General features: G+C 71.7%; 24 protein-coding genes and 1 tRNA gene. 15 read left to right on the top strand and 10 right to left on the bottom strand.

The window, feature by feature from the left end; translation table 11 throughout:
* Position 1: 1 nt before the first annotated feature.
* A complete protein-coding gene (gene pstB, locus G7072_RS19520; RefSeq protein WP_166089371.1) occupies positions 2 to 781 on the top strand; it encodes a phosphate ABC transporter ATP-binding protein PstB in 780 nt (259 codons plus the stop codon).
* Between the two features lie 128 nt (positions 782 to 909).
* On the opposite strand, the gene G7072_RS19515 is transcribed toward pstB, so the two are convergent.
* The 4 genes from G7072_RS19515 to G7072_RS19500 all read right to left on the bottom strand — a co-directional run bounded on the left by G7072_RS19515 (position 910) and on the right by G7072_RS19500 (position 4,158).
* The gene (locus G7072_RS19515; RefSeq protein ID WP_166089369.1) at positions 910 to 2,010 is read right to left on the bottom strand and encodes an ArsO family NAD(P)H-dependent flavin-containing monooxygenase; all 1,101 of its coding nucleotides are present in this window, start codon (positions 2,008 to 2,010) and stop codon (positions 910 to 912) included.
* A 175-nt stretch (positions 2,011 to 2,185) separates the two neighbouring features.
* Entirely contained in the window at positions 2,186 to 3,187 is a 1,002-nt protein-coding gene (locus tag G7072_RS19510) for an inorganic phosphate transporter (protein WP_166089366.1), read from the bottom strand.
* Between the two features lie 2 nt (positions 3,188 to 3,189).
* Positions 3,190 to 3,798 (bottom strand): DUF47 family protein, encoded by a 609-nt coding sequence (locus tag G7072_RS19505; protein ID WP_240917063.1) that lies wholly within the window; start codon positions 3,796 to 3,798, stop codon positions 3,190 to 3,192.
* 156 nt (positions 3,799 to 3,954) lie between these two features.
* A complete protein-coding gene (locus G7072_RS19500) occupies positions 3,955 to 4,158 on the bottom strand; it encodes a cold-shock protein (RefSeq protein ID WP_166089361.1) in 204 nt (67 codons plus the stop codon).
* 377 nt (positions 4,159 to 4,535) lie between these two features.
* Here G7072_RS19500 and G7072_RS19495 point away from each other — a divergent pair, with 377 nt between their 5' ends.
* On the top strand, positions 4,536 to 4,739 hold the full coding sequence (locus G7072_RS19495) for a DUF6458 family protein (protein ID WP_166089359.1): 204 nt from the start codon (positions 4,536 to 4,538) through the stop codon (positions 4,737 to 4,739).
* Between the two features lie 7 nt (positions 4,740 to 4,746).
* On the opposite strand, the gene G7072_RS19490 is transcribed toward G7072_RS19495, so the two are convergent.
* The 3 genes from G7072_RS19490 to G7072_RS19480 form a co-directional block, all read right to left on the bottom strand.
* Positions 4,747 to 5,190 (bottom strand): low molecular weight phosphatase family protein, encoded by a 444-nt coding sequence (locus tag G7072_RS19490; protein ID WP_166089357.1) that lies wholly within the window; start codon positions 5,188 to 5,190, stop codon positions 4,747 to 4,749.
* Between the two features lie 114 nt (positions 5,191 to 5,304).
* The gene (locus G7072_RS19485) at positions 5,305 to 6,639 is read right to left on the bottom strand and encodes an MFS transporter (protein ID WP_166089355.1); all 1,335 of its coding nucleotides are present in this window, start codon (positions 6,637 to 6,639) and stop codon (positions 5,305 to 5,307) included.
* Positions 6,640 to 6,664: 25 nt separating this feature from the next.
* Positions 6,665 to 8,032, bottom strand: a complete 1,368-nt coding sequence (locus G7072_RS19480; protein WP_166089352.1) for an FAD-dependent oxidoreductase — start codon at positions 8,030 to 8,032, stop codon at positions 6,665 to 6,667.
* 83 nt (positions 8,033 to 8,115) lie between these two features.
* Between G7072_RS19480 and G7072_RS19475 the strand changes: the two genes are divergently transcribed.
* Positions 8,116 to 8,976 carry a metalloregulator ArsR/SmtB family transcription factor gene (locus G7072_RS19475; RefSeq protein WP_166089350.1) on the top strand — a complete coding sequence of 287 codons (861 nt, stop codon included), beginning with the start codon at positions 8,116 to 8,118 and terminating at the stop codon, positions 8,974 to 8,976.
* Between the two features lie 32 nt (positions 8,977 to 9,008).
* Here the strand turns inward: G7072_RS19475 and G7072_RS19470 are convergent, their stop codons facing one another.
* Positions 9,009 to 9,992, bottom strand: coding sequence for an FAD-dependent oxidoreductase (locus G7072_RS19470; protein ID WP_166089348.1), 984 nt, complete (start codon positions 9,990 to 9,992; stop codon positions 9,009 to 9,011).
* A 29-nt stretch (positions 9,993 to 10,021) separates the two neighbouring features.
* The gene (locus G7072_RS19465) at positions 10,022 to 11,221 is read right to left on the bottom strand and encodes a hypothetical protein (protein ID WP_166089346.1); all 1,200 of its coding nucleotides are present in this window, start codon (positions 11,219 to 11,221) and stop codon (positions 10,022 to 10,024) included.
* A 71-nt stretch (positions 11,222 to 11,292) separates the two neighbouring features.
* Here G7072_RS19465 and G7072_RS19460 point away from each other — a divergent pair, with 71 nt between their 5' ends.
* Positions 11,293 to 11,880, top strand: coding sequence for a hypothetical protein (locus G7072_RS19460; protein ID WP_166089343.1), 588 nt, complete (start codon positions 11,293 to 11,295; stop codon positions 11,878 to 11,880).
* 21 nt (positions 11,881 to 11,901) lie between these two features.
* Here the strand turns inward: G7072_RS19460 and G7072_RS19455 are convergent, their stop codons facing one another.
* On the bottom strand, positions 11,902 to 12,969 hold the full coding sequence (locus tag G7072_RS19455; RefSeq protein WP_166089340.1) for a calcium-binding protein: 1,068 nt from the start codon (positions 12,967 to 12,969) through the stop codon (positions 11,902 to 11,904).
* A gap of 241 nt (positions 12,970 to 13,210) precedes the next feature.
* Here G7072_RS19455 and G7072_RS19450 point away from each other — a divergent pair.
* The 11 genes from G7072_RS19450 to G7072_RS19400 all read left to right on the top strand — a co-directional run bounded on the left by G7072_RS19450 (position 13,211) and on the right by G7072_RS19400 (position 22,506).
* Positions 13,211 to 13,286: transfer RNA gene (locus G7072_RS19450), tRNA-Lys, on the top strand.
* A 96-nt stretch (positions 13,287 to 13,382) separates the two neighbouring features.
* Positions 13,383 to 14,801 carry a GntP family permease gene (locus tag G7072_RS19445; protein ID WP_166089338.1) on the top strand — a complete coding sequence of 473 codons (1,419 nt, stop codon included), beginning with the start codon at positions 13,383 to 13,385 and terminating at the stop codon, positions 14,799 to 14,801.
* A 1-nt stretch (position 14,802) separates the two neighbouring features.
* The gene (locus tag G7072_RS19440; RefSeq protein WP_240917062.1) at positions 14,803 to 15,330 is read left to right on the top strand and encodes a gluconokinase; all 528 of its coding nucleotides are present in this window, start codon (positions 14,803 to 14,805) and stop codon (positions 15,328 to 15,330) included.
* A 79-nt stretch (positions 15,331 to 15,409) separates the two neighbouring features.
* Entirely contained in the window at positions 15,410 to 16,720 is a 1,311-nt protein-coding gene (locus G7072_RS19435; protein WP_166089336.1) for an extracellular solute-binding protein, read from the top strand.
* Between the two features lie 12 nt (positions 16,721 to 16,732).
* Positions 16,733 to 17,686 carry a sugar ABC transporter permease gene (locus tag G7072_RS19430; protein ID WP_166089334.1) on the top strand — a complete coding sequence of 318 codons (954 nt, stop codon included), beginning with the start codon at positions 16,733 to 16,735 and terminating at the stop codon, positions 17,684 to 17,686.
* Positions 17,686 to 18,516 (top strand): carbohydrate ABC transporter permease, encoded by an 831-nt coding sequence (locus tag G7072_RS19425; RefSeq protein ID WP_166089332.1) that lies wholly within the window; start codon positions 17,686 to 17,688, stop codon positions 18,514 to 18,516. The genes G7072_RS19430 and G7072_RS19425 overlap by 1 nt, the downstream gene beginning before the upstream one ends.
* A gap of 3 nt (positions 18,517 to 18,519) precedes the next feature.
* On the top strand, positions 18,520 to 19,686 hold the full coding sequence (gene ugpC, locus G7072_RS19420; protein ID WP_166089330.1) for a sn-glycerol-3-phosphate ABC transporter ATP-binding protein UgpC: 1,167 nt from the start codon (positions 18,520 to 18,522) through the stop codon (positions 19,684 to 19,686).
* A gap of 118 nt (positions 19,687 to 19,804) precedes the next feature.
* Positions 19,805 to 20,335, top strand: coding sequence for a hypothetical protein (locus G7072_RS19415; RefSeq protein ID WP_166089328.1), 531 nt, complete (start codon positions 19,805 to 19,807; stop codon positions 20,333 to 20,335).
* Positions 20,336 to 20,352: 17 nt separating this feature from the next.
* Entirely contained in the window at positions 20,353 to 20,994 is a 642-nt protein-coding gene (locus G7072_RS19410) for a hypothetical protein (protein ID WP_166089326.1), read from the top strand.
* 117 nt (positions 20,995 to 21,111) lie between these two features.
* Positions 21,112 to 21,690 carry a GNAT family N-acetyltransferase gene (locus G7072_RS19405; protein ID WP_206063221.1) on the top strand — a complete coding sequence of 193 codons (579 nt, stop codon included), beginning with the start codon at positions 21,112 to 21,114 and terminating at the stop codon, positions 21,688 to 21,690.
* A 54-nt stretch (positions 21,691 to 21,744) separates the two neighbouring features.
* Positions 21,745 to 22,506 (top strand): alpha/beta fold hydrolase, encoded by a 762-nt coding sequence (locus tag G7072_RS19400; protein WP_166089321.1) that lies wholly within the window; start codon positions 21,745 to 21,747, stop codon positions 22,504 to 22,506.
* Positions 22,507 to 22,539: the final 33 nt, after the last annotated feature.

Genomic DNA, 22,539 nt, shown 5'->3' with positions numbered 1-22,539 from the left:
CATGGCCAAGAGCATCTCCGTCTCCGACCTCGACATCTACTACGGCGACTTCCTCGCCGTGCAGGGGGTGTCGATGACGATCCAGGCACGCTCGGTGACCGCCCTCATCGGCCCCTCCGGGTGCGGCAAGTCGACCTTCCTGCGCTCGCTGAACCGCATGCACGAGGTGATCCCCGGCGCGCGCGTCGAGGGCAAGATCGTCATCGACGGTCAGAACCTCTACGACCCCGACGTCGACCCGGTCGCCGTACGCCGCCAGATCGGCATGGTCTTCCAGCGGCCGAACCCCTTCCCCACGATGTCGATCTACGACAACGTGCTGGCCGGCTCGAAGCTGAACGCGAAGAAGATGTCGAAGTCGACCGCCGACGGGATCGTCGAGAAGTCGCTGCGCGGGGCGAACCTGTGGACCGAGGTGAAGGACCGGCTGAACAAGCCCGGGATGGGGCTGTCCGGCGGCCAGCAGCAGCGGCTCTGCATCGCCCGGGCGATCGCCGTCGAACCGCAGGTGCTGCTCATGGACGAGCCCTGCTCGGCGCTCGACCCGATCTCCACCTCGGCCATCGAGGACCTGATCCACGAGCTGAAGGCGGACTACACGATCGTCATCGTGACCCACAACATGCAGCAGGCGGCGCGGGTCTCGGAGGAGACGGGGTTCTTCAACCTCGCCGGAGCCGGCAAGCCCGGTCAGCTGGTCGAGATGAACCCGACGAGCAAGATCTTCTCCAACCCCGACATGGACTCCACCGAGGCCTACATCTCCGGCCGCTTCGGCTGACCCCTCCCTCCCCTCCCCTCCCTCCCCACCCCGCGAAACGTCACTCCTGTACGCGCGAAGCGTCAGTTCTGTACGCGCGAAGCGTCAGTTCTGTACGCGCGAAGCGTCAGTTCTGTACGCGCGAGAGGTCACTTCTGCAGCGAGTCGACGATCTCGGCGACGGTGGCTTTCGCGCTGCGCCCCACCCCGATGAGGGTCGCCGAGGCCGCACCGACCCAGTCGCCGTACCCGACCAGGTGCACGCGCGGCTCGCGCGCGCTGCGGGTGCCGGCTGCCCCCGACACCGGGACGCGCCCGCGGTCGTCACGCATGTGCAGCGGCGCGAGGTGCCGCAGCGCCGGCCGGAACCCGGTGCACCAGATGACCGCGTCACAGGAGAGCGTGCGCCCGTCGGCCCGTGCGATCCCGTCCGGCACGAGCCGCTCGAACATCGGCTCCGCCTCCAGCACCCCGCGCCCGCGCGCCTCCCGCACGGAGGCCACCATCACGATGTCGCCGAGCCCGCCGACGCCGTCGTGCGCGCGCCCCTCGCGCTGCGCCTGCACCCGCGCGGTCGCGGTCTCGAACAGCACCCGCCCGTCCACGTCGTCGGGCAGGAACCGCGGCGGCCGCTGGGTCACCCAGGTCACCTCGGCCACGGTCGAGACCTCGGCGAGCACCTGCGCCGCCGAGTTGCCCCCGCCCACGACGACGACCCGCTGGCCGGCGAGCTCCTCCGGACGGCGGTACGTCGACGAGTGCAGCTGGGTGCCGAGGAAGTCGTTGGCGCCCGGGTACGTCGGCCAGAACGGCTGGTCCCAGGTGCCGGTGGCCGACACGACGTGTCGCGCGGCGAGCGTCAGACCGGGCGACTCGACGATCAGCGGCCCGGACGGGTCGTCGTCGGCTCGCCGTACGGCCCGGACGCGGTGGGGGCGCAGCGGGGCGAGCCGGTAGCGCTCCTCGTAGGCGCGCAGGTAGGCCACCACGTGGTCGCGCGGCGGGAAGCCGCGCGCGGCGTCGTCCCACGGCGGCATCAGCCAGCCGGGCAGCGAGGAGTACGTCGCGGGCGAGAAGAGGCGCAGCCCGTCCCACATCCGCGGCCAGGAGCCGCCCGGCCGGTCGGCCGCGTCGACGAGGACGAAGTCGTCGCCGGGCACGAGACCGGCGCGCTGCAGGTGGTAGCCCACGGCCAGGCCGGCCTGGCCCGCCCCGAGCACCACCACGTCGTACGACGCCTCAGCGCTCACGCGTCATCCTCGACGTGCACAGCTGACGCTTCGCGCGTACACAACTGACGCTTCGCGCGTACACAACTGACGCTTCGCGCGTGCACGAGTGACGTTTCGCGCGTGCGCGACTGACGCTTCGCGCGTGCACAAACGACGCTTCGCGCGTACACACCTGACGCTTCGCGGAGGGGGGTCAGGGGAGCTGGAAGACGTTGTGGAGGATCTCGTAGGTGAGGGCGGCGACGAGGCCGGCCATCGGGAAGGTGAGGACCCAGGCGGCGATGATGCTGCGGGCGACGCCCCAGCGAACGGCGGAGAGACGCTTGGTCGCACCGACGCCCATGACGGCGGAGGTGATGGTGTGGGTGGTCGAGATCGGGGCCTCGAAGGCGAAGGCGGTCGTGTAGAGCACACCGGCCGCCACCGACTCGGCGGCGAAGCCGCGGGCCGGGTCGAGGTCGATGATGCGCCGGCCGAGGGTGCGCATGATGCGCCAGCCGCCGGCGTAGGTGCCCGCCGAGATGGCGGCGGCCGCCGACAGGATGACCCAGAACGGCAGGTCGTCGTCGGCCGAGGCGAAGCCGCCGGTGACCAGGGCCAGGAAGATGACGCCCATCGTCTTCTGGGCGTCCTGCAGGCCGTGGCCCAGCGCCATGGCCGCGGCGCTCAGCGTCTGCGCCGCACGGAAGCCGCGCTGCGCCTTGCTGGGGTTCGCGCGCTTGAAGATCCACATGATCGCGATCATCACGAGCGCCGCCGCGGCGAAGCCGAAGAGCGGCGAGGCGACCATCGGGATGACGATCTTCTCGAGGATGACGTCCCACTTGACCCCCGAGCCCGACGCCACCGCGGCGCCGACGAGGCCGCCGATGAGGGCGTGGGAGGACGACGAGGGCAGGCCGAAGTACCAGGTCAGCAGGTTCCAGGCGATGGCGCCGAAGAGCCCGGCCATCACCACCACCATGCCGCTGGTGGTCTGCGACGGCGTGATGACGCCGCCGACGGTGTTGGCGACCTCCTGACCGAGGAAGGCGCCCACGAAGTTCATGACCGCCGCCATCGCCAGGGCGATGCGCGGGGTCAGCGCCCGGGTCGAGACCGAGGTCGCGATGGCGTTGGCGGCGTCGTGGAAGCCGTTGGTGTAGTCGAAGACGAGAGCGACGACGACGACCGCGATGATGATCGCGAGGTCCACGCTCAGGACTCCTTGACGGCGATCTGCTCGACGATGTTGGCGACCTTCTCGAAGCCGTCGATCGCGGCCTCGAGGGAGTCGACGACGTCCTTGAGCTTGAGCACCTCGAGCGCCTCGTAGGCGCCGCTGAACAGGTGCGCCAGGATCAGCCGGTAGGACTTGTCGCCGGCGTTCTCGAGGCGGTTGATCTCGATCCAGAACTCGTCGAGGTCCTTCATGCTCCGCAGGTGCGGCATCGCCTCGGCGCAGATGCCGGCGCAGCGGCGCAGCACCTCGACCTGGTCGGCGACGCCCTCGGGCAGCGCCTCGATCTCGTAGAGGACGACGAGGTCGACGGCCTCCTCCATGAAGTCCATGACGTCGTCGAGGGCCGAGGCGAGCGCGTAGATGTCCTCGCGGTCGAACGGCGTGACGAACGTCGAGTTCACCTTGCGGATGATCGCGTGGGTGTCCTCGTCGGCGCGGTGCTCCTCCTCGCGCATCCGCTCGGCCAGCTCGTTGCGGTCGCCGCCGCCGTGCTGCAGGCCGCCGAGCATCTCGGAGAGCAGGTCGGCGCCGGTGACCAGGTGCTTGCTGGCGTCGGTGAACAGATCGAAGAACGTGTCGTCCACGGGACGGAGACGAAGGCGAAAAGCCACGGTGAACTCCTGGGAAGGGGTGTGGGCCGTCGGCAATCGTAGGGCTTGGGCCGCCGCACTGGCGAATACGCGCCGGGACGCACGAAGGCCCCGGCCGTCAGAGACGGTCGGGGCCCTCGCGTGGAACGATCAGGCGTTGCGGACGTTCTCAGCCTGGGGACCCTTGGGACCCTGGGTGACCTCGAACTCCACGCGCTGGTTCTCCTCCAGGGACTTGTAGCCCTGCATCTGGATGGCGGAGAAGTGCACGAAGACGTCGTCGCCGCCGCCCTCCTGCGCGATGAAGCCGAAACCCTTCTCGGCGTTGAACCACTTGACAGTGCCCTGAGCCATGCTCTGTTACTCCTCTATCGGGGCTAGGCGCGCCGTCTTCGACGCCCCTGCACCACATGCGTGACGCTGAACCCCACCGAGAAGCAATGCAACTTGTGAGCCAACGCCGCCGGATTCACAACACTCCGCGGACGATTGGGACCTGCCGGAACTGGTGCATCTGGTGCGTGCTCCACCCTACCAACTATTTCCAGTGACGGAAGGGGCAGGTGCGGCGCGAGAGGCGCCCCCGTCGTCGTACGCCGTGCGCGGCTCGGGTCGCGCGCAGGAGTGACCGCCGTCGCCGCGGGGTATAGGTGTGCTGCGGTTCCGGGCTGTCCGGCCGCCTTCCCCCCCCCCCCCGCCGCCGCCCGCGGCGACCACCGAAGGAGCACGTCATGGGTCTCGGACTCGGAGTCGTCCTCATCGTCCTCGGCCTGCTGTTCGTCACGCCGGTCATCAGCTACGACATCCCCGGTGTCGACGACATCATGCTCGGCTGGATCCTCGTCGGGGCGGGCGTCCTGTCGATCGTGCTCGGCCTCGTGGCCACCGCCCAGCGCTCGCGCACCACCCACGTCGAGGAGCGCCGCACCCACTGACGCCGGGTCAGCCCGCCTCGAGCACCGACGGCGGCAGCTCGAGGTCGGGCACCAGCTCGACCAGCAGCTGCCGCACCCGTACGTCGAGGTCGGCCACGACGGCGCGCACGCCGGCGTCGTCCTGGCCGCCGGGGTCGGCGACCGGCCAGTCGACGTACCGCACGCCCGGGACGTAGGGGCACTCCTCGCCGCAGCCCAGCGTGATCGCCATCGTGGAGGCCGCGATCGTCTCGCGCGTCAGCAGGGTCGGCGTCTCCCGCGAGGTGTCCAGCCCGAGCCGCTCGAGCACGGCGGCGACCTCGGGGTGGATGTGCTCGCCGGGCTGGGTGCCGGCCGATCGCGCGACGACGCGACCCCGCGCGTAGTGCTCGGTCAGCACGCGGCTGATCACCGAGCGGCCGCCGTTGCGGACGCAGGCGAAGACGACCTGCGGGGTCTCGGGTGCGGTCATCGGAGTGCTCCTGGGGGTGAGGTGACGGGGAGGAGGCGACGTGCCCTGAGGTGGTCGGGGTGGCCGAGACCGACCGGCGCAGGCACCCTCGGTGCGCGCCCATGGTGACAGCGGTCAGCGCCCGAGGCCATCGGCCCTCCCCGGGTGCCGGCGGGGCGTCGCGCCGACCATGAGCGTCGCCGCCACCAGCCCGATGCCGGCGAGCACCAGGAAGGCGTCGCCGTAGGAGCCGAGGACGGTCGCGAGCGTGGCGCCCAGGAAGGGCGCCGCGGCCGCGGCGGCCAGCGCGGGCGCGGTCAGCACCCCGTTGAGCCGGCCGTAGTCGACCGTCCCCCAGCGGTCGGTGACGGCTGTCGCCTGCACCAGCGTGAAGATCCCTCGCGCCAGACCCAGCACCATGCCGATCCCGACGAGCAGCGGACCGGAGGCCGGGACCACCGCGAGCACGCCGGTCGTGAGGGCCACGGCGCCGACCACCACCACCCCGCGGGTCGTCACCGACGTGGCCGCCGCGAACCGCGCGTAGCCCAGCCGTCCCACGACCTGGCCCACACCCCCGAGCCCGAGGGCGAGCGCCGCGGCCGAGGCGCTCAGCCCCTGCTCGAGCAGCATCGGGACCATGTTGACGAGCCCGGCGAAGACCACGAGCGCGGCCAGCGCGTTGCCCGCCGCCAGCAGCAGGAACGGCCGGGTCCGCGCCACGTCGGTCCCCGCCTCGTCGTACGCCGACCCCGTGGCGGTCGCGCGCGTGGACCCGGCCTCGCGGCCGGCGTCCCCGCCGGGCCCCGGGCCGGCGCCATGGCCGGTGTCATGGCCGGTGCCAGAGCCGGTGTCGGGGTCGGGGCCCGCCGCGCGGTGTCCCCGCCACGGCTGGTCGAGCCCCCACCAGTGCAGAGGGACCGTGACGAGCGCCAGGGCGACCAGCAGCACGCCGTACGCCCCTCGCCACCCGAGCCATGCGTCGAGCGCGGTCGCGAGCGGGACGAACACGGTGCTGGCGAGTCCGGCCACCAGGGTCAGCGTGGTGAGCGCCCGGACGCGCAGCGCGCCGCCCCAGCGGGTGAGCGCAGCGAACGCCGGCGGGTAGAGCGTGCCCGCCATGGCGACGCCGACCAGCAGCCAGCCGAGGTAGAACAGCGCCAGGCTCGGCGCCGTCGCGAGCACCAGGACGCCCGGCACGGCGACGAGCGAGGAGGCCGTCATGACGCGGCGCGGGCCGTGCTCGTCGAGGTGGCGCCCGACCCACAGCCCGACGGCGCCGGCGACGACCTGGGACAGGCTGAAGGCGCCGGTGACCGCCATCGGCGACCACCCGGTGTCCGCCACGATCGGGGCCTGGAGCGCGGCGAAGGCGTAGTAGAGCACCCCCCACGACACGATCTGGACGGTGCTGAGCACGACCACGACCTGGCGCAGCCCGGCCCGGTCGAGCGCCCCCGGCTCGCTCACGCCGGGCCCCTGCCGCGTCGCGGCGTCAGCAGGTCGCGCCACCGGCACCGACCAGGGTGAGCCCGACCGGCGACCCGGCCACGGACGAGGGGGCGGCGCAGCAGCCGCCGTCGGGCGACGACGTGACGTCGGGGTCGTCGAAGCGCCCGGCGCCGTTGCAGACCCCGGTCTCCGGCAGCACGAGGTCGACCCGGTCGGCCGCCTCGAGGTCGCCGTCGAGGGCGGCCACCACCGAGCGGACCTGCTCGAAGCCGGTCATCGCGAGGAACGACGGCGCGCGCCCGTAGGACTTCATCCCGACCAGGTAGAGGCCACGCTCGGGCTGGGACAGCTCACGGTGCCCGTGCGGCGCGACGTCGCCGCAGCTGTGGTGGTCGGGGTGGATCTGGTCGGCGAGCACGCGCGCGGCCTGCAGCGCGGGGTCGAGGTCGAGCCGCACCTCGGAGAGGAACGACAGGTCGGGGCGGTAGCCGGTCACGACGACGACCTCGTCGACGTCGACGACCTGGCGGCCGTCGGTCGAGGTCAGCGTCAGCCGCCCGTCGACCTGCTCCTCGACGGCGACCGTGCGGAAGTGGGTGACGGGGGTGACCGCGCCGCCCGAGGCCGCCGCCCGCGCCGCCTGGCCCAGGGCGCCGCGCTGCTCGAGCTGGTCGTTGTCGCCGCCGCCGAAGGCGTCCCCGACGCCCGGTCGGCGCAGCAGCCAGGAGACGCGCGTGGCCGGGTCGCGGCGGGCCAGCGCGGCCAGCCCGACGAGCACGCCCTGGGCCGAGGCTCCCTTGCCCGCGACGACGACGTGCTTGCCGGCGTAGCGCGCCGCCACGGCCGGGTCCGCGAAGTCGGGGACGCCGGACGCGATGCGGTCGGCGTGCTCGCGCTCCCCCGGCGCCGGGTAGCCGTCGGCGCCGAGGGGGTTCGGGGCGGACCAGGTGCCGGAGGCGTCGACGACGGCGCTCGCGAGCAGCCTCTCGGGCCCGTCCGACGTCTCCAGGTGCAGGGCGAAGGGGTCGTCGTCGCGCCCGGAGTCGACCAGCAGGTCGCGTCCGGCACGCGCGACCCCGACGACGCGCGTGCTGAACCGGACCTGGCCCTCGGGGCGCTCGGCCAGCAGCGCGGCGAGCGGCACGAGGTAGCGCTCGCGCCACTCGGCTCCGGTCGGGTAGGCGTCGGGGTCGGGGGCCGACCAGCCGGACTCCTCGAGCAGCTCGCGCGCCACCGGGTCGACGAGCTCGCGCCAGGCAGAGAAGAGCCGGACGTGCGCCCAGTCGGCCACGGCCGCGCCGGCCGCCGGGCCGGACTCGAGCACGACGTACGGCAGACCGCGACGGGCCGCGTTGGCGGCGGCGGCCAGGCCGACGGGGCCGGCGCCGATGACGGCGAGGGGGTGGGTCACGGGTCCTCCTGGAGCTCCATCGACTCGTGTCGATGGAGCGACTGTATCGACGCTTGTCGATGAAGACAAGGTACGATCGGACCATGACCACGACGAGCGAGGTCCTCCCGGCCCGGGACCAGGACAGCACGCTGGACCGCGGCGAGGCCGAGCGGTACGCGGAGTGGTTCTCCGTGCTGGCCGACCCGACCCGCGTCCGGCTGCTGCACGCCGTCGCCACCGCCCCGAGCGGCGCGCTGCGCGTCGGCGACCTCGCCGCCACGCTGGGGATCAGCCAGTCGACGTGCTCCCACCACGTCGACCTCCTCAAGCGCGTGGGCTTCGTGGTCGTCGACAAGGTGGGTACGTCGAGCCTCGTCTCGGCCAACGCCGCCTGCTGCACCGGCCTTCCCCACGCCGCCGACGTCGTCATGGGTGCGCTGTCGTCGCGCCCGTGCTGCCCCTCCGACCTCCCCGCCGACGTGAGCGTCCGGCCCGTCGACGAGGCCGACCTCCCCCGGGTGCGGGAGATCTACGCCGAGGGCCTGGCGACGCGCACCGCGACCTTCGAGACGGTCGTGCCGTCGGCGGCCGAGCTGCGGGATCGCTGGCTGCCCGACCTCGCCTGGGTGGCCGAGCTCGACGGCGCGGTGGTCGGGTGGACGGCGGTCATGCCCACCTCGACGCGCGACTGCTACGCCGGGGTCGGCGAGACGGCGGTCTACGTGGCCGAGGCCGCGCGGGGCCGCGGGGTCGGCAAGGCCCTGCTGCACACCCAGGTCAACGCCGCGGACGCCGCGGGCCTGTGGACGCTGCAGGCGTCGGTCTTCCCCGAGAACCGCGCGAGCCTGGCGCTGCACCACGCCGCCGGCTACCGCACGCTGGCGGTGCGCACGCGCATCGCGCGCCTCGACGGCGAGTGGCGCGACACCGTGCTGCTCGAGCGGCGCAGCGAGGTCTGCTGAGCGTCGCCGGTCAGTCGCCGGTCAGTCGCCGGTCAGCCCTCGACGGAGCCCACCAGCGCCACCACGTCCTGGGCGCAGCCCCAGCCGACGGTGATGCCGGCACCGCCGTGGCCGTAGTCGTGGACCACCGGCACGGGCAGCAGCGTGTCGTCGCGCTCGATCCGCACCTCCGACCGACCGGGACGGAGCCCGGCGACGCTCTCGAGGACCTCGGCGCCCGCCAGCGCCGGCACGATGTCGGCGCAGCGCTCGAGGATCGCCGCGGTCTCGGCCGGGTCGGGCTCGGTGCTCCAGCTGCCGCGCTCGAGGGTGCCCCCGAGGATGCAGTCGTCCGTGCGCGGATGGACGTAGGCGCGGCCGCCCGGGTGGTGCTCGTCGCGCACCGACAGCTCGACACCGGGGTTCCTCACCCGCACGATCTGGCCGCGCACGGGGTAGACCGAGTCGTCGCCCACCAGGGCCCCGGCCGCCATCCCGGCGGCGTTGACGACCACGTCGGGTCGGAGGTCGAGCACGTCGTCGAGGCCGCGGAGGCGTCGTACGACCTCGCGGGCACCGGCCGCCACCACCTGCGCGTGCAGCCACGGCAAGTGCACCGGCATCTCCACGAGAGGTACGGCGAAACGCCAGCCGGCGGGGTAGCCCGGCGGCAGCTCGTCGGCACGGGCCGGTCGCACGTCGCCCACCGACGCCGCCCAGGCCGGCAGCTCGTCGGGCACCTCGACGCCGGGGCGGAACAGCACGAGGGACTCACGCATCGTGACCCCCGGAACCCCGGTGGCCGCGTGCGCGGCCAGCAGGTCGAAGGTCGTGCGTCCCCAGCGCGCCACCGCGTCCGGGGGCCCGGCGGCAGTGGGGAACCAGACGGCAGCCGCGAGGTGCGAGGTCGTGCGTGCCAGCGCGTCGGCCGACACGACGGTCACGTCGTGACCGGCGCGCAGCAGCGCCTCCGCACAGGTGAGGCCGCTGATCCCGGACCCGACCACGACGACGTGGCAGGAGCGGGACGTGGTCACCCGACCACCCTAGGTGGGCCCGAGCTCACCTAGGGTGGGAGGAGCTGGCCCGCGACCGAGCCGGTCCGGTACAGCGGACCGACGCTCGACTCCAGGTCCCCCGGCAGCCTCTCCTCGACGCCGTCGTGCAGCCAGAACAGCTGCATGCCGTCGCGCGCATCACCTTCGCGCGGCGCCGGACGGGCGACCACGCGGTCCTCGCCCTGCCACCAGGTCAGCTCGTCCTCGCTGCCCTCGACCACCGACCACGCGCCGTCGTACACCCAGGTGCCGCGCTGCACCGTCACCGGTGCGACGTCGTCGGGGTCCTTCGGATCCTCGCGCCACTCGGTCTCGGTGAAACGTACGGCGACCCGGTCGCCCACCTTGTCCATGGCGGCGACGCGCCACTCCTCGACGTACTCCTCGGGCATGCCGTAGTCGCGCGCGACCTCCCCGGTGGCGGGGTCGATCTCGACGACCTCCTGGTCCACGACGCACCCGCCGCACGGCTCCCCCTCGGCCTGGCGCAGGGCGAGCAGCCCGGCACCGTCGGCTGCGAGGTAGAGCGCGACGATGCGCTCGTTCAGCAGGACGTCCTCGACCACCGCGCCGTCCTCGATGCGCGCGACGCCGTAGTCACCGCCCTCGTAGTCCTCGGCGCTGTCGTGCCACTGCACGAAGGTCACCCCGTCGATGGTGGGCGCGACGTTGTAGTAGCCGCGCCGCAGCTCGGAGACCTCGGCGGCGTCGGGGTTGTCGGTGTCCGGCAGGTCGAGGGACCACAGGCGCTCGAGCCCGGGCGAGTAGGCGGTCAGCACCGCCGGCTCCCTCAGCGAGTCCAGCAGGTTGACCTGGGTCACCGACCGACCGGGGAGGTCGAAGCCACGGATGCGGACGGGCTCCTCGGGGGCCAGGTCACCCGTCGCGACGTCGAGCAGCTCCAGCGACATCGAGCGACGGCTGCGGTCGACCATCGCCGTCCCGCCCGGCAGCCAGCGAGCCTGGTCCGCCTCCGGGAGCACCCGCTCCTCGTCACCCGCGCGCACCAGCAGCCCGCCAGGAACGGCAGCGGCGTACGTCGGCCCGGCCACGTCGAGGGGGACCGGCTCGATGCCGGTGTCGAGCACGGCGGGCTCACCGGACTCCGTCGAGGGACCGGAGCAGGAGCTGACGAGCGCGAGCAGCACGGCCGCGCCGCACCCTGCACGCAGCACCGCGCGCAGTCGGGGCGACCGGGACGCTGCCACACCGCGACGATATCTCCGACCACCGCGGCCGATCCGGTCCCGCGCACGGTCGCGACACCTAATCTAGGCCGGTGCTGACACGCCTCCTGCCCGCGCTGATGACCCTCGTGCTGATCGCCGGCTGTGGAGGCGGTGCGGCCGGCGACTCCGAGTCCTCGGAGGTCCCGAGCGTCCCACCGCTGCCGACCCCTGCCTCCGGCGTGGAGATGCGGCTCGTCGAGGTCGACCCGGTGGCCTTCCTGGCGCCGAAGGAGATGACGGAGCAGGACGTCACCTCCGCCTCCGACCCCCCGAAGGCCTACCTCGAGTCGGCGCAGCAGGTCGAAGCCCTGCCGGCCGGGATCGCTGTGCGCATGTTGGACGGAGGAGGAGACCTCGACGAGCGTGGGGACCGGCACGAGTCGGGCCTCACCGAGAGCGACCTGGCCGAGATCGAGGACCTGACCCGCGAGGACGTGCCGTGGCCCGGGATCGGCGAGGCGACACAGCTGAGCTACGTCGCGCGACCGATCATGGCCCTCGGCACGCCCCTGCAGACCGTCGACGTCCTCACCGTCGTCGACGACGCGACCGTGCTGGTCAGCATCTCGGCTCCCCCGGAGCTCTGGGACCGACTGTCGCTCCACACCGTGGTCGCGTCGCTGCGCAACGCCTCCTGAGCGGCGGGGGACCGCGCCGGCTCAGAGGCAGCGCGTGATCCGTTCCACGGAGGTCATCCGGTCGCGCCCCGGGCGGGCCCGCGGTCCGCCGTACCCTCGGTCGTCGCCGTCGCCTCCGTCGATGACGTCGTCGCCGAGGTCGCCGGTGACCTCGTCGTTGCCCGGTCCGCCACGGACCCGGTTGGACGAGCGGTCGCCCTGCCCGCTGCCCGCCGAGCTGCCGATGTCGCACATCCCCGTGCCGTGGACGTGGTCGTCGCCCGAGCCTCCTCGCAGATCGTCACTTCCCCCCGCTCCGTAGATCGTGTCGTCACCGTCGCTGCCGACGACCAGATCGGGACCGCCCCCGCCGTAGCTGCGGTCACGGCCCGGTCCGAGGAACAAGGCGTCCTTCCCGTTCCTGGCACTCACGTCGTCGTCACCGCCGCCTGCGTGCACCCGGTTCGCTCCCCCACCCAGGACCATCACGTCACCCGATGACGAGCCCCGGACCACGTCGTCGGACGCGCCGCTGTGCACACAACGCACACCGATGAGCTCGTCGCTGCCCTGCCCGCGAGCCCACCCGGCACCCAGGTCGGCACGCAACGCCCCGGGCGCGCGTCGGTAGTCGACGCAGGGTGAAGGACCTCGGCTCGAGAGCACCTCCATGCGGTCGTCCCCGTCTCCCAGGGCGACCAGCACGCCGGCGCGACGGACGCGCACGACGTCGTCGCCCGCGCCCGCCTTCACGTAGGAGTTCGTCGTGATGGTGTCCTCCCCGGGACCGAGGTCGGACATCACCTGGCGCCACGCGGTGCCCATGGCGTCGGGGACCGTGTCGTCACCGGTGCCGGCACACACGCGGTCCCCACCGCGCAGACCGCGGATGACGTCGTCACCCCCCAGCGCGAGGACCACGTCGCGGCCGTCCCGCGCCACGAGGACGTCGTCGCCCTCGGTGCCGGACATCGTGACCTTGCGACCGAAGCAGCGCGCGTCGGTCGGCTCGGCGGACGCACGTGGCGACGGGGTCGGGGAGGGCTCGTTCCTCCCCTCGCTGGTGCAGGCGGTCAGCCCGACCAGGCCGACGAGGCCGACCAGAGCCACGACGTCGGGCGTACGGCGACGTGCAGCCGACCATCCACTGCCACCAGGTCGTCCCATCGCTCACCGCCCTCTCCGCTCCGGGTGGGCTCCAACGATGCCGCCCGCCCACGGCGGGCACCAGACCCGGTGGTCACGCGTCGACGTGGCCGACCTCGTCGGGCCGACCTCGTCCGGCCCGGCTCGTCTGCAACGATGGAGCCGCATGAGGATGCTCTGACGGTGCGTCGTGGTCCTCAGTCGCGGGCCTCTAGCTCAATCGGCAGAGCAGCGGACTTTTAATCCGCGGGTTCAGGGTTCGATCCCCTGGGGGCCCACCAGCGTCCGGTCGCGACCCGGGCTGCCGGCAGTCCGATTCCGGCCAGGAGCACGCCTGCCGTTGGTTGGGAGCACCGCGGGTGGGGTACCGGCTGGCCATGGAAGCGATCGCACCGGCGTACGGCGCCGCCACCTTGATGATCATCGCGGCGCTCGCCGTGGCCCTCCTGCTCGTCCTCATCATGAAGGTCAAGCTCCACGCCTTCGTCGCCCTCGTCCTGGTCAGCGTCGTCACGGCGGTCGCGGCCGGCATCCCGGTCGGGGACGTGCCCGACGCGCTGATCTACGGCTTCGCCGACACCATCGGATCGGTGGCGCTGCTGGTCGGCTTCGGCGTGATGATCGGCCGCCTGCTCGAGGTGACCGGCGGCGCCCAGGTGCTGGCCGACACCCTCATCAACCGGTTCGGCGAGAAGCGCGCTCCCCTGGCGCTCGGCGTCGCGGCGCTGCTGTTCGGCTTCCCGATCTTCTTCGACGCCGGCCTCATGGTGTTCCTGCCGATCATCCTGACCGTCGCCCGCCGCTTCGGCGGCTCGCTGCTGCTCTACGGGCTGCCCGCCGCCGGAGCGTTCGCGGCGATGCACGCGCTCGTGCCCCCGCACCCCGGCCCGGTCGCAGCCGCCGAGGCCCTCGACGCCGACATCGGCCTGACGCTCCTCGTTGGCGTCCCGGTCGCGGTCCTCGCCTGGTACGTCGGCGTCGTCCTCGTGGCGCGCGTGCTCGGCAAGCGCATCCACGTCGACATCCCCGAGGCGCTCTTCGGCGAGATCAACGACGGCCGCGACGACGTCGCGCCGGGGTCCGGCGCAGGCGGGACCACGACCACCCAGAAGGCACCAGCCTTCACCACCGTGCTGGGCCTGCTCCTGCTGCCGCTGGTGCTGATCTCCTTCAACACCGTGCTCGCGACCCTCGTCACCGCCGGCACGATCGAGGAGGGGGCGACCTGGTCGGAGTCCCTGATGCTGCTGGGCGACACCACCGTCGCCCTGCTGGTCACCACGCTGGCGGCGATCTTCGTGCTGGGCCGCGGCCAGCGGTCGATGGCCGACGTCAGCACCATCCTCGACAAGGCCCTCGGACCGATCTGCTCGATCATCCTCATCACCGGCGCCGGCGGCATGTTCGGCGGCGTCCTCGAGCTCAGCGGCATCGGGGAGGCGCTGAGCACCTCGCTGTCCGACCTTGGCATCTCTCTGATCCTGCAGGCCTTCCTCATCTCCACGCTCCTACGCGTGGCCCAGGGCTCGGCCACCGTCGCCCTCACCACCGCGTCCGGGCTGCTCGCTCCTGCAGCCGCGGCCGCGTCGCTGGGCGACCTGCAGCTGGTGCTGCTGGTGATGGCCATCGCCGCCGGGGCCACCGTGCTCTCCCACGTCAACGACTCCGGCTTCTGGCTGGTCAGCCGGTTCTTCGGCATGGACGAGAAGACGACCCTCAAGACCTGGACCGTCATGGAGACCACGCTGGGCGTCAGCGTCTTCGTCATCAGCGCAGCAGTCTGGGCCGTGGTCTGACGTGCCGTCCGACGCCGTACGCCGCACCCGGCACCTGGTCGTCATGGGCGTCTCCGGGGTCGGGAAGTCGACCGTGGCCGAGCGCCTGGCCGCCGAGCTCGACCTGGAGCTCGCCGAGGGCGACGCCTTCCACCCGGAGGCCAACATCGCCAAGATGTCCGCCGGCGACCCGCTCACCGACGAGGACCGGTGGCCCTGGCTCGCGGCGCTCGCGGGCTGGACCGCCGAACGTCGGGAGGCGGGGCGCGACACGGTGCTGACGTGCTCCGCGCTCAAGCGCGTCTACCGCGACGTGCTGCGCCGAGGTGCTCCGGACTCGTTCTTCGTGTGCCTGGCCGGTGACGAAGCCCTGCTGCGCGAGCGCATGGAGGGTCGCGAGCACTTCATGCCGCCCTCCTTGCTGCGCTCCCAGCTGGACACCCTCGAGCCGTTGGAGGGCGACGAGCCGGGCACCGTCGTCGACGTGGCGCGCAGCATCGACGAGATCGTCGCCGAGGTGGTAGCGCTCGTGCTTCGCCGGACCCTCTGACCACCGGGCCCGGCATCACGATTCAAAGTCAGATCAACAATATGGGTGTGACCCGGCCCACACGGGGCACGTAGGCACCATGGCCCCCTCCGCAGCACGTCGGTCGAGCCGCTCACGGCGCACCCGTGTCGCCGCCGCGGCAGCCCTGGCCGTGCTCTCCTCCACGCTGGTCGCGTGCGGCGGGGGCTCGGAGAAGCCCGTCCTGACCTGGTACATCAACCCGGACCCGGACCCGCCGCCGGACTTCGAGGGTGCCTTCGGGCTCGAGGGCATCGCCGAGCGCTGCAGCACCGACGCCTACGACATCCAGACCGAGCAGCTGCCGACCGCCGCCACGGAGCAGCGCATCCAGCTGATGCGCCGGCTCGCGGCCAACGACAGCTCGATCGACCTCATGAGCATCGACCCGATCTTCACCGCCGAGTTCTCCGAGGCCGGCTACCTCGCCGAGCTCAGCGAGTCCGACCAGGAGGAGCTGAGCGAGGGCAAGGTCGAGGGCGCCGTCGACGCGGCGACCTGGAAGGACCAGCTGGTCGTCGCTCCCCAGTGGCTGAACACCCAGCTGCTCTGGTACCGGAAGTCCGTGGCCGAGAAGGCCGGGCTCGACATGACCAAGCCGGTCACCTGGGAGCAGATCATCGACGCCGCCGAGGAGACCGGCACCAAGGTCAGCATCCAGGGCAACAAGTACGAGGGGTACGTCGTGCTCGTCAACGCCCTGATCCAGGGCGCCGGCGGTGCCATCGTCTCCGAGCTCGAGAAGGGCGAGGAGATGGAGGTCGGCCTCGACTCCGAGGCGGGCGACGCGGCGGCCGCGGTCATCGAGAAGCTCGCCGGCTCCTCCGCCGCCGACCCCGACCTCCCGGTCTCCAACGAGGGCACGGCCGAGGCCAGCTTCAGCGGCGACACCGGCGGCTTCATGACCAACTGGACCTACATCTACCTGGGCTACGCCGAGACCCTCAAGGACGACCTGGGCTGGGCTCGCTATCCCCAGACCGTCGAGGGCCAGGAGTCCAAGCCCCCGACCGGTGGCATCAACATCGGCATCGGCGCCTTCAGCGAGAACAAGGAGGAGTCGCTCGAGGCCACCAAGTGCATCACCAGCCTGGAGAACCAGGTGACCTACGCGAGCGAGACCGGCGGCATGCCCACGCTCGAGGAGGCGTACGACGCCAAGGAGCTCACCGAGCTCTACCCGTCGGAGGTGCTCGCGCTGTTCCGCGAGAGCGGCAACGAGGGCGGCCCCCGACCGACCACCGAGTACTGGGCGACGATCGTCAACGCCGTGCTCAGCCGGTGGCACCCCCAGGACGCCGTCACCGAGGAGACGCCGTCCGAGTCGGCGTCCTTCCTCGAGCGCGTCCTCAACGGCGACTCGCTGGTCTAGGGAGGAGGACGCATGAGCACAGCCGTGACACCCGAGAAGAAGGCCGGGACGACGGGGACCCCGAAGGCCCAGCACCACGACACCGCGCGCGCGAAGGCCGAGAACAAGCTCGGGCTGAAGCTCGTGGCCCCGGCCGTCATCCTGATGCTGCTCGTCACCGCCTACCCGATGGGCCAGGCGCTCTACCTGTCGCTGTTCAAGTACCGCCTCTCCGCCCCCGACGACCGTGAGTTCGTCGGCGTCAACAACTACCTGACCGTGCTCAGCGACTCGCTGTGGTGGACCGACGTCTTCAACACGCTGATCATCATGGTGATCACGGTGTCGGTGGAGCTCGTCATCGGCTTCGCCTTCGCGATGGTGATGCACCGGGTGGTCTTCGCCCGCGGCATCATCCGGACCTCGATCCTCATCCCCTACGGCATCATCACCGTCGTCTCGGCCTTCGCCTGGCAGTTCGCCTTCAGCCTCAACAACGGCTTCGTCAACGGCTGGCTGCCCTTCGTCGGCGACGACTTCAACTGGTTCGGCGACAAGTGGCCGGCGATGGTCGCGATCATGGTCTCCGAGATCTGGAAGACCACGCCGTTCATGTCGCTGCTGCTGCTGGCCGGTCTCGCGCAGGTCTCCGAGGACACCATCGAGGCGGCGAAGGTCGACGGCGCCACCTGGTGGCAGCGGCTGTGGAAGGTGATCCTGCCGAACATGCGGGCCGCCATCATGGTCGCCGTGCTCTTCCGGGCGCTCGACGCCTACCGGATCTTCGACAACATCTACGTGATGACCCGAGGAGCCCAGGACACCGAGTCCGTCTCGTTCCTGACCTACCGCCAGATCATCGAGCAGTTCGAGCTCGGCATGGGCTCGGCGCTGTCGGTCCTGCTCTTCCTGTCGGTCCTGCTCATCGCCTGGCTCCTGGTCAAGGCGTTCCGTGTCGACCTGGCGTCGGCGAGAGGTGAAGGCTGATGAAGTCGAAGATCGGTCCGAGCACGATCATCGGGATGATCGCGATCCTGGTGTGGTGCCTGCTGCCCGTCGTGTGGATCATCATGCTCTCGCTGAAGCCGGAGGCGGAGACGACCGCGGGCAGCCCGCAGTTCCTGCCCAAGTCGTTCACCCTCGACAACTACACCGAGGTCCTCAAGGACGAGCTGTTCCAGAAGGCGCTCATCAACTCGTTCGGGATCTCGCTCATCGCCACCGTCCTCTCGGTCGTGTTCGCGACGTTCGCGGCGTACGCGATCGCGCGGCTGGACTTCAAGGGCAAGCGGATCGTGCTGTCCATCGCCCTGGCCATCGCGATGTTCCCGGTCGTGTCGCTGGTCGGACCGCTCTTCGACATGTGGCGCACGCTGTCGCTCTACGACACCTGGCCGGGCCTGATCATCCCCTACATGTCCTTCACGCTGCCGCTGGCGATCTGGACGCTGACCGCGTTCTTCCGCGAGATCCCCTGGGAGCTCGAGCAGGCCGCCCGCGTCGACGGGGCCACCGCCTGGCAGGCCTTCCGCAAGGTGATCGTGCCGCTGGCGGCCCCGGGCGTCTTCACCGCGGCGATCCTGACGTTCTTCTTCGCCTGGAACGACTTCGTCTTCGGCATCTCGCTGACCTCGACCACCGACGCCCGCCCCGTCCCGGCGGCGCTGGCGTTCTTCGTCGGGCCCGACCAGTTCAACCCGCCCACGTCGACGCTGTCGGCCGCGGCGGTGGTGGTGACCATCCCGATCATCGTCATCGTGCTCATCTTCCAGCGCAAGATCGTGGCCGGCCTGACCTCCGGCGCAGTGAAGGGTTGATCCATGTCTGCCATCTCGATGAAGAACATCGTCAAGGAGTACGGCGACGGCACGAAGGCCGTCAACGACGTCAGCATCGACGTCGCCGACGGGGAGTTCGTGATCCTCGTCGGACCGTCCGGCTGCGGGAAGTCGACGCTGCTGCGCATGATCGTCGGGCTGGAGGACATCACCGACGGCGACATGATCATCGGTGACGAGCGCGTCAACGACAAGGACCCGCGCGAGCGCAACCTCGCCATGGTGTTCCAGAACTACGCGCTCTACCCGCACCTCACGGTCTACGAGAACATCGCCTTCCCGCTGCGTCTCAACAAGGAGATCAGCGACTCCGACATCGACGAGCGCGTCCGCAAGGCCAGCTCGGTCCTCGAGCTCGACGAGCACCTCGACCGCAAGCCGGCGAACCTCTCCGGCGGCCAGCGCCAGCGGGTGGCGATGGGCCGCGCGATCGTGCGCGACGCCCAGGCCTTCCTCTTCGACGAGCCGCTGTCGAACCTCGACGCCAAGCTCCGCGGCCAGATGCGCACCGAGATCCACCGTCTCCAGCGGCGCCTCGGGATCACGACCGTCTACGTCACTCACGACCAGGTCGAGGCCATGACGCTCGGCGATCGGGTCGCGGTGCTCAAGCGCGGCGTGCTGCAGCAGCTCGCCACCCCGCGCGACCTCTACGAGAACCCCGCCAACCTCTTCGTCGCCGGGTTCATCGGCTCCCCGCCGATGAACTTCCTGCCCGCCACCGTCACCGGCACCCAGCTCGAGCTGCCCTTCGGCACCGTCGAGATCCCCGAGGACCGGGCCGAGCGCGGCCGGGACAAGGGGCTGCTCCTCGCCGGCATCCGGCCCGAGCACTTCGACGACGCCTCGGTCATGGACGACGACAAGGTGGCCAAGGGCTCGACCTTCCGCGCCACCGTCGAGGTGACCGAGTGGCTGGGCAACGAGTCCTACGCCTACATCCCCTTCGAGGCCCCCGACGAGGTCAAGGACCGTCTCAGTGAGCTCGAGAAGGACCTCGACGGCGAGGGCCTGCGCACCCAGCTCGTGGTCTCCCTCGAGGGCGCCAGCACCGTCAAGGAGGGCGACGAGGCCGAGATCTTCGTGAACACGAAGAAGATCCACCTCTTCGACCCCGAGAGCGGCGACAACCTCACGCGCGGCCTCTGACGCCGTACGACGCCGCGCGGCCCCACCGGTCGGGCGCCGACCGCGCGCGTCGTACGCGTGCGACCCATCACACACGCCCGCAGGGGATGGGCGCGGCCCTGAGGGGCACGGTGACTCCATGAGCAACGACAGAGCATCCGAGGCGCGCGAAGGCCTGATGGACAACCTCGCCGGCAAGGCCAAGGAAGTGGCTGGAGCCGTGACGGGCAAGGACGACCTCGTGCAGGAGGGCCAGCTCCAGCAGGAGGAGGCCCGCAACCGCAAGGAGGCCGTCGCCGAGGAGGCGATCGCCGAGGCCAAGCGCAAGGAGGCCGCGGACGAGTACCGCGAGGAGACCCGCGAGGCCGCCGAGCTCAAGCAGGAGGCCCGCGCCGAGGCCGACCAGCACGAGTCGGCCGCCGACCGCCAGAAGGCGCAGGACGAGCAGGCCGCCGAGCGTGAGGCGAAGCTCCGCGAGGCCGCCGGCCAGGACGCCGCCGAGGAGCGCGCCGCAGACCTGGCCGAGACCCGGCTGCAGGAGGCCGAGAAGCTCGAGACCGACGCCGACGTCTCCCGGCTGAGCGCCGATGCCGAGAGCGATTCCCTGGAGAACGAGGCCGCCGCCGCCGAGCGTCGGGCCGCGCAGCTCCGCAACGAAGCCACGAAGTGAGGACCACTATGACCCACGTGATCAGCAACGTCATCGCCCTGCCCTACGAGCTGGCGCGCAAGCCGCTCGCCGTCGCCGACGCGAAGCTCACCCCCAAGCTCCCCGAGTCCGTGGAGACCCGGGTCGGATGGGCCCTCGGCTCGGCCGACCGCGTCGCCGGCACCGTGCTGCGCAACCCCGGCATCGCCCAGCGCGGCGCCGAGCGGGTCGAGCGCACCAGCAAGGTGATGACCGCGGCCCGCCTCGAGGCCGAGGCGCAGGCGCGCCGTGAGGCCGCCGCCGAGAAGAAGGCCGCCGGCGCCCGCGAGGCCGCGCGCAAGCGCAAGGCAGCCCAGGACCGTGCTGCCGCCGGCATCGCCGAGGCCGACGAGACCGAGAAGCGTGAGAAGCGCGAGGCCAAGCAGCGGGCCGACAAGGCCGCGGCGCAGAAGAAGGCCGCCGCCGAGAAGCGTGCCGCCGACAAGAAGGCAGCCGCCGAGAAGCGCAAGGACCAGGCGACCGCGGCCGCCGAGTCGAAGCAGAAGGCGGCTCAGAAGCGCACGTCTGCCGAGCTGAAGGACGCGTCGAAGGACCAGGAGGCGGCGGCCGAGGCCCGCGCCGACGCCGAGCGTCTCAGCGAGCTGACCGAGGCCAAGAAGCAGGAGCGCAAGGAGAGCTGACCGGCTCTCCCTCGATTGTGGGGTGGATCTGCAGGTCATGGACCCGCAGATCCACCACATGACCGTGTGCGCCGGGTCTCGACGAGCTCGACCGGCGAGGGTCTAGGGTCACGCCCCGTGATCACGCAGCTGCAGACCGAGCGCCTCGAGCTCCGGACCGTCCACCCCGACGACGTCGACCGGATGCTGGAGTACCGCTCACACCCCGACGTCACCCGCTGGCTGCTCAGCACCGAGGTCGACCCGGCGGCGTTCCGCCAGGCGTGGGCCGGGGTCGCTGACGACCCCGACGACGCCAGCGTCGCCGTCCTCCTCGACGACCACCTCGTCGGCACCGTGTCCCTCGACCTCGTCGACGGCATGGGTCAGCCCGGCATGCCGCGGCGGACCCAGGGCCAGCTCGGCTACGTCTTCGACCCCGCGTACGCCGGCCACGGCTACGCCACAGAGGCGGTCGCCGCTCTCGTCACGCACGCCGTCGACACCCTCGGCGTACGCCGGGTGCGCGCCGGGTGCTTCGCCGACAACCTGGCCTCCGTGCGGGTGCTGGAGAAGGTCGGCTTCCGCCGCGAGGAGTACGGCGTCGCCGACTCGTGGCACGCCGAGCTCGGCTGGCTGGACGGCTGCTCCTACGCCCTCCTGGCCTCGGGCTGGATCCGTCCGGCCGGCGCAGTGGTCACCACCCGCGACCGCTAGGTCCGAAACCTTCACAAGGTTGCCGCTCGACCGAGGGCCCGCTTGGGTGAGGTCATGGCCGAGCGCGTGAGGTTCCCCAGCACCACCGGCCCGGCACTCGCCGGGCTGCTCGACGTGCCGGACGGTGAGGTGCGGGGATGGGGCGTGTTCTCCCACGGCTTCACCCTCGGCAAGGAGTCACCCGCCGCCGCGCGCATCTGCAAGGGCCTGGCCGCCGAGGGCATCGGCATGCTCCGCTTCGACAACCTCGGGCTCGGTGACTCCGAGGGCGACTGGGGCGACGGGTCGTTCACGCACAAGGTCGCCGACACCGTGCGCGCCGCCGCGTTCATGGTCGAGCGCGGCTGCCCCGTGGACCTCCTCGTGGGCCACTCCTTCGGAGGGGCGGCCGCCCTGGCAGCGGCCGACGAGGTCCCCGGCCTCAAGGCCCTGGTCTCCATCGCGGCGCCGGTCGAGCCGGGCCACGTGGAGCACCACTACGACGCCCTCGTCGACCGGGTGCTGGCCGAGGGCGAGGCGGAGTGGCTCGTGGGCGGACGGGCGCTGACCTTGCGCCGGGCGTTCGTCGAGGACGTGCGCCGCGCCGACCTCCGCGCGCACATCCGCGAGATCGGGGTGCCCCTGCTCGTCATGCACTCCCCCACCGACGCCACGGTCGACATCTCGAACGCCGGCGACATCTTCCGCGCCGCGCCCCATCCCCGCAGCTTCGTCTCCCTCGAGGGCTCCGACCACCTGCTGACCGCTCCCGGGCAGGCGCGCCGGGCGGCCCGGATCATCAGCGCCTGGGCCCACCAGTACCTCGACGCGGACTGATCAGTCCCGGACGCACGCGAGGCCCGGACCGTC

Origin of the sequence: Nocardioides sp. HDW12B, assembly GCF_011299595.1 — a bacterium.
Lineage (GTDB): Bacteria > Actinomycetota > Actinomycetes > Propionibacteriales > Nocardioidaceae > Marmoricola_A.
This window is presented reverse-complemented; position numbering and strand designations above follow the sequence as displayed.

Bases quoted from the DNA above. Each gene is read 5' to 3' on its own strand.
- pstB (WP_166089371.1), top strand. From the start codon at position 2: ATGGCCAAGAGCATCTCCGTCTCCGACCTCGACATCTACTACGGCGAC.
- G7072_RS19500 (WP_166089361.1), bottom strand. From the start codon at position 4,158: ATGGCTCAGGGCACTGTCAAGTGGTTCAACGCCGAGAAGGGTTTCGGC.
- G7072_RS19495 (WP_166089359.1), top strand. From the start codon at position 4,536: ATGGGTCTCGGACTCGGAGTCGTCCTCATCGTCCTCGGCCTGCTGTTC.
- G7072_RS19490 (WP_166089357.1), bottom strand. From the start codon at position 5,190: ATGACCGCACCCGAGACCCCGCAGGTCGTCTTCGCCTGCGTCCGCAAC.
- G7072_RS19475 (WP_166089350.1), top strand. From the start codon at position 8,116: ATGACCACGACGAGCGAGGTCCTCCCGGCCCGGGACCAGGACAGCACG.
- G7072_RS19445 (WP_166089338.1), top strand. From the start codon at position 13,383: ATGGAAGCGATCGCACCGGCGTACGGCGCCGCCACCTTGATGATCATC.
- G7072_RS19435 (WP_166089336.1), top strand. From the start codon at position 15,410: ATGGCCCCCTCCGCAGCACGTCGGTCGAGCCGCTCACGGCGCACCCGT.
- G7072_RS19430 (WP_166089334.1), top strand. From the start codon at position 16,733: ATGAGCACAGCCGTGACACCCGAGAAGAAGGCCGGGACGACGGGGACC.
- G7072_RS19425 (WP_166089332.1), top strand. From the start codon at position 17,686: ATGAAGTCGAAGATCGGTCCGAGCACGATCATCGGGATGATCGCGATC.
- ugpC (WP_166089330.1), top strand. From the start codon at position 18,520: ATGTCTGCCATCTCGATGAAGAACATCGTCAAGGAGTACGGCGACGGC.
- G7072_RS19415 (WP_166089328.1), top strand. From the start codon at position 19,805: ATGAGCAACGACAGAGCATCCGAGGCGCGCGAAGGCCTGATGGACAAC.
- G7072_RS19400 (WP_166089321.1), top strand. From the start codon at position 21,745: ATGGCCGAGCGCGTGAGGTTCCCCAGCACCACCGGCCCGGCACTCGCC.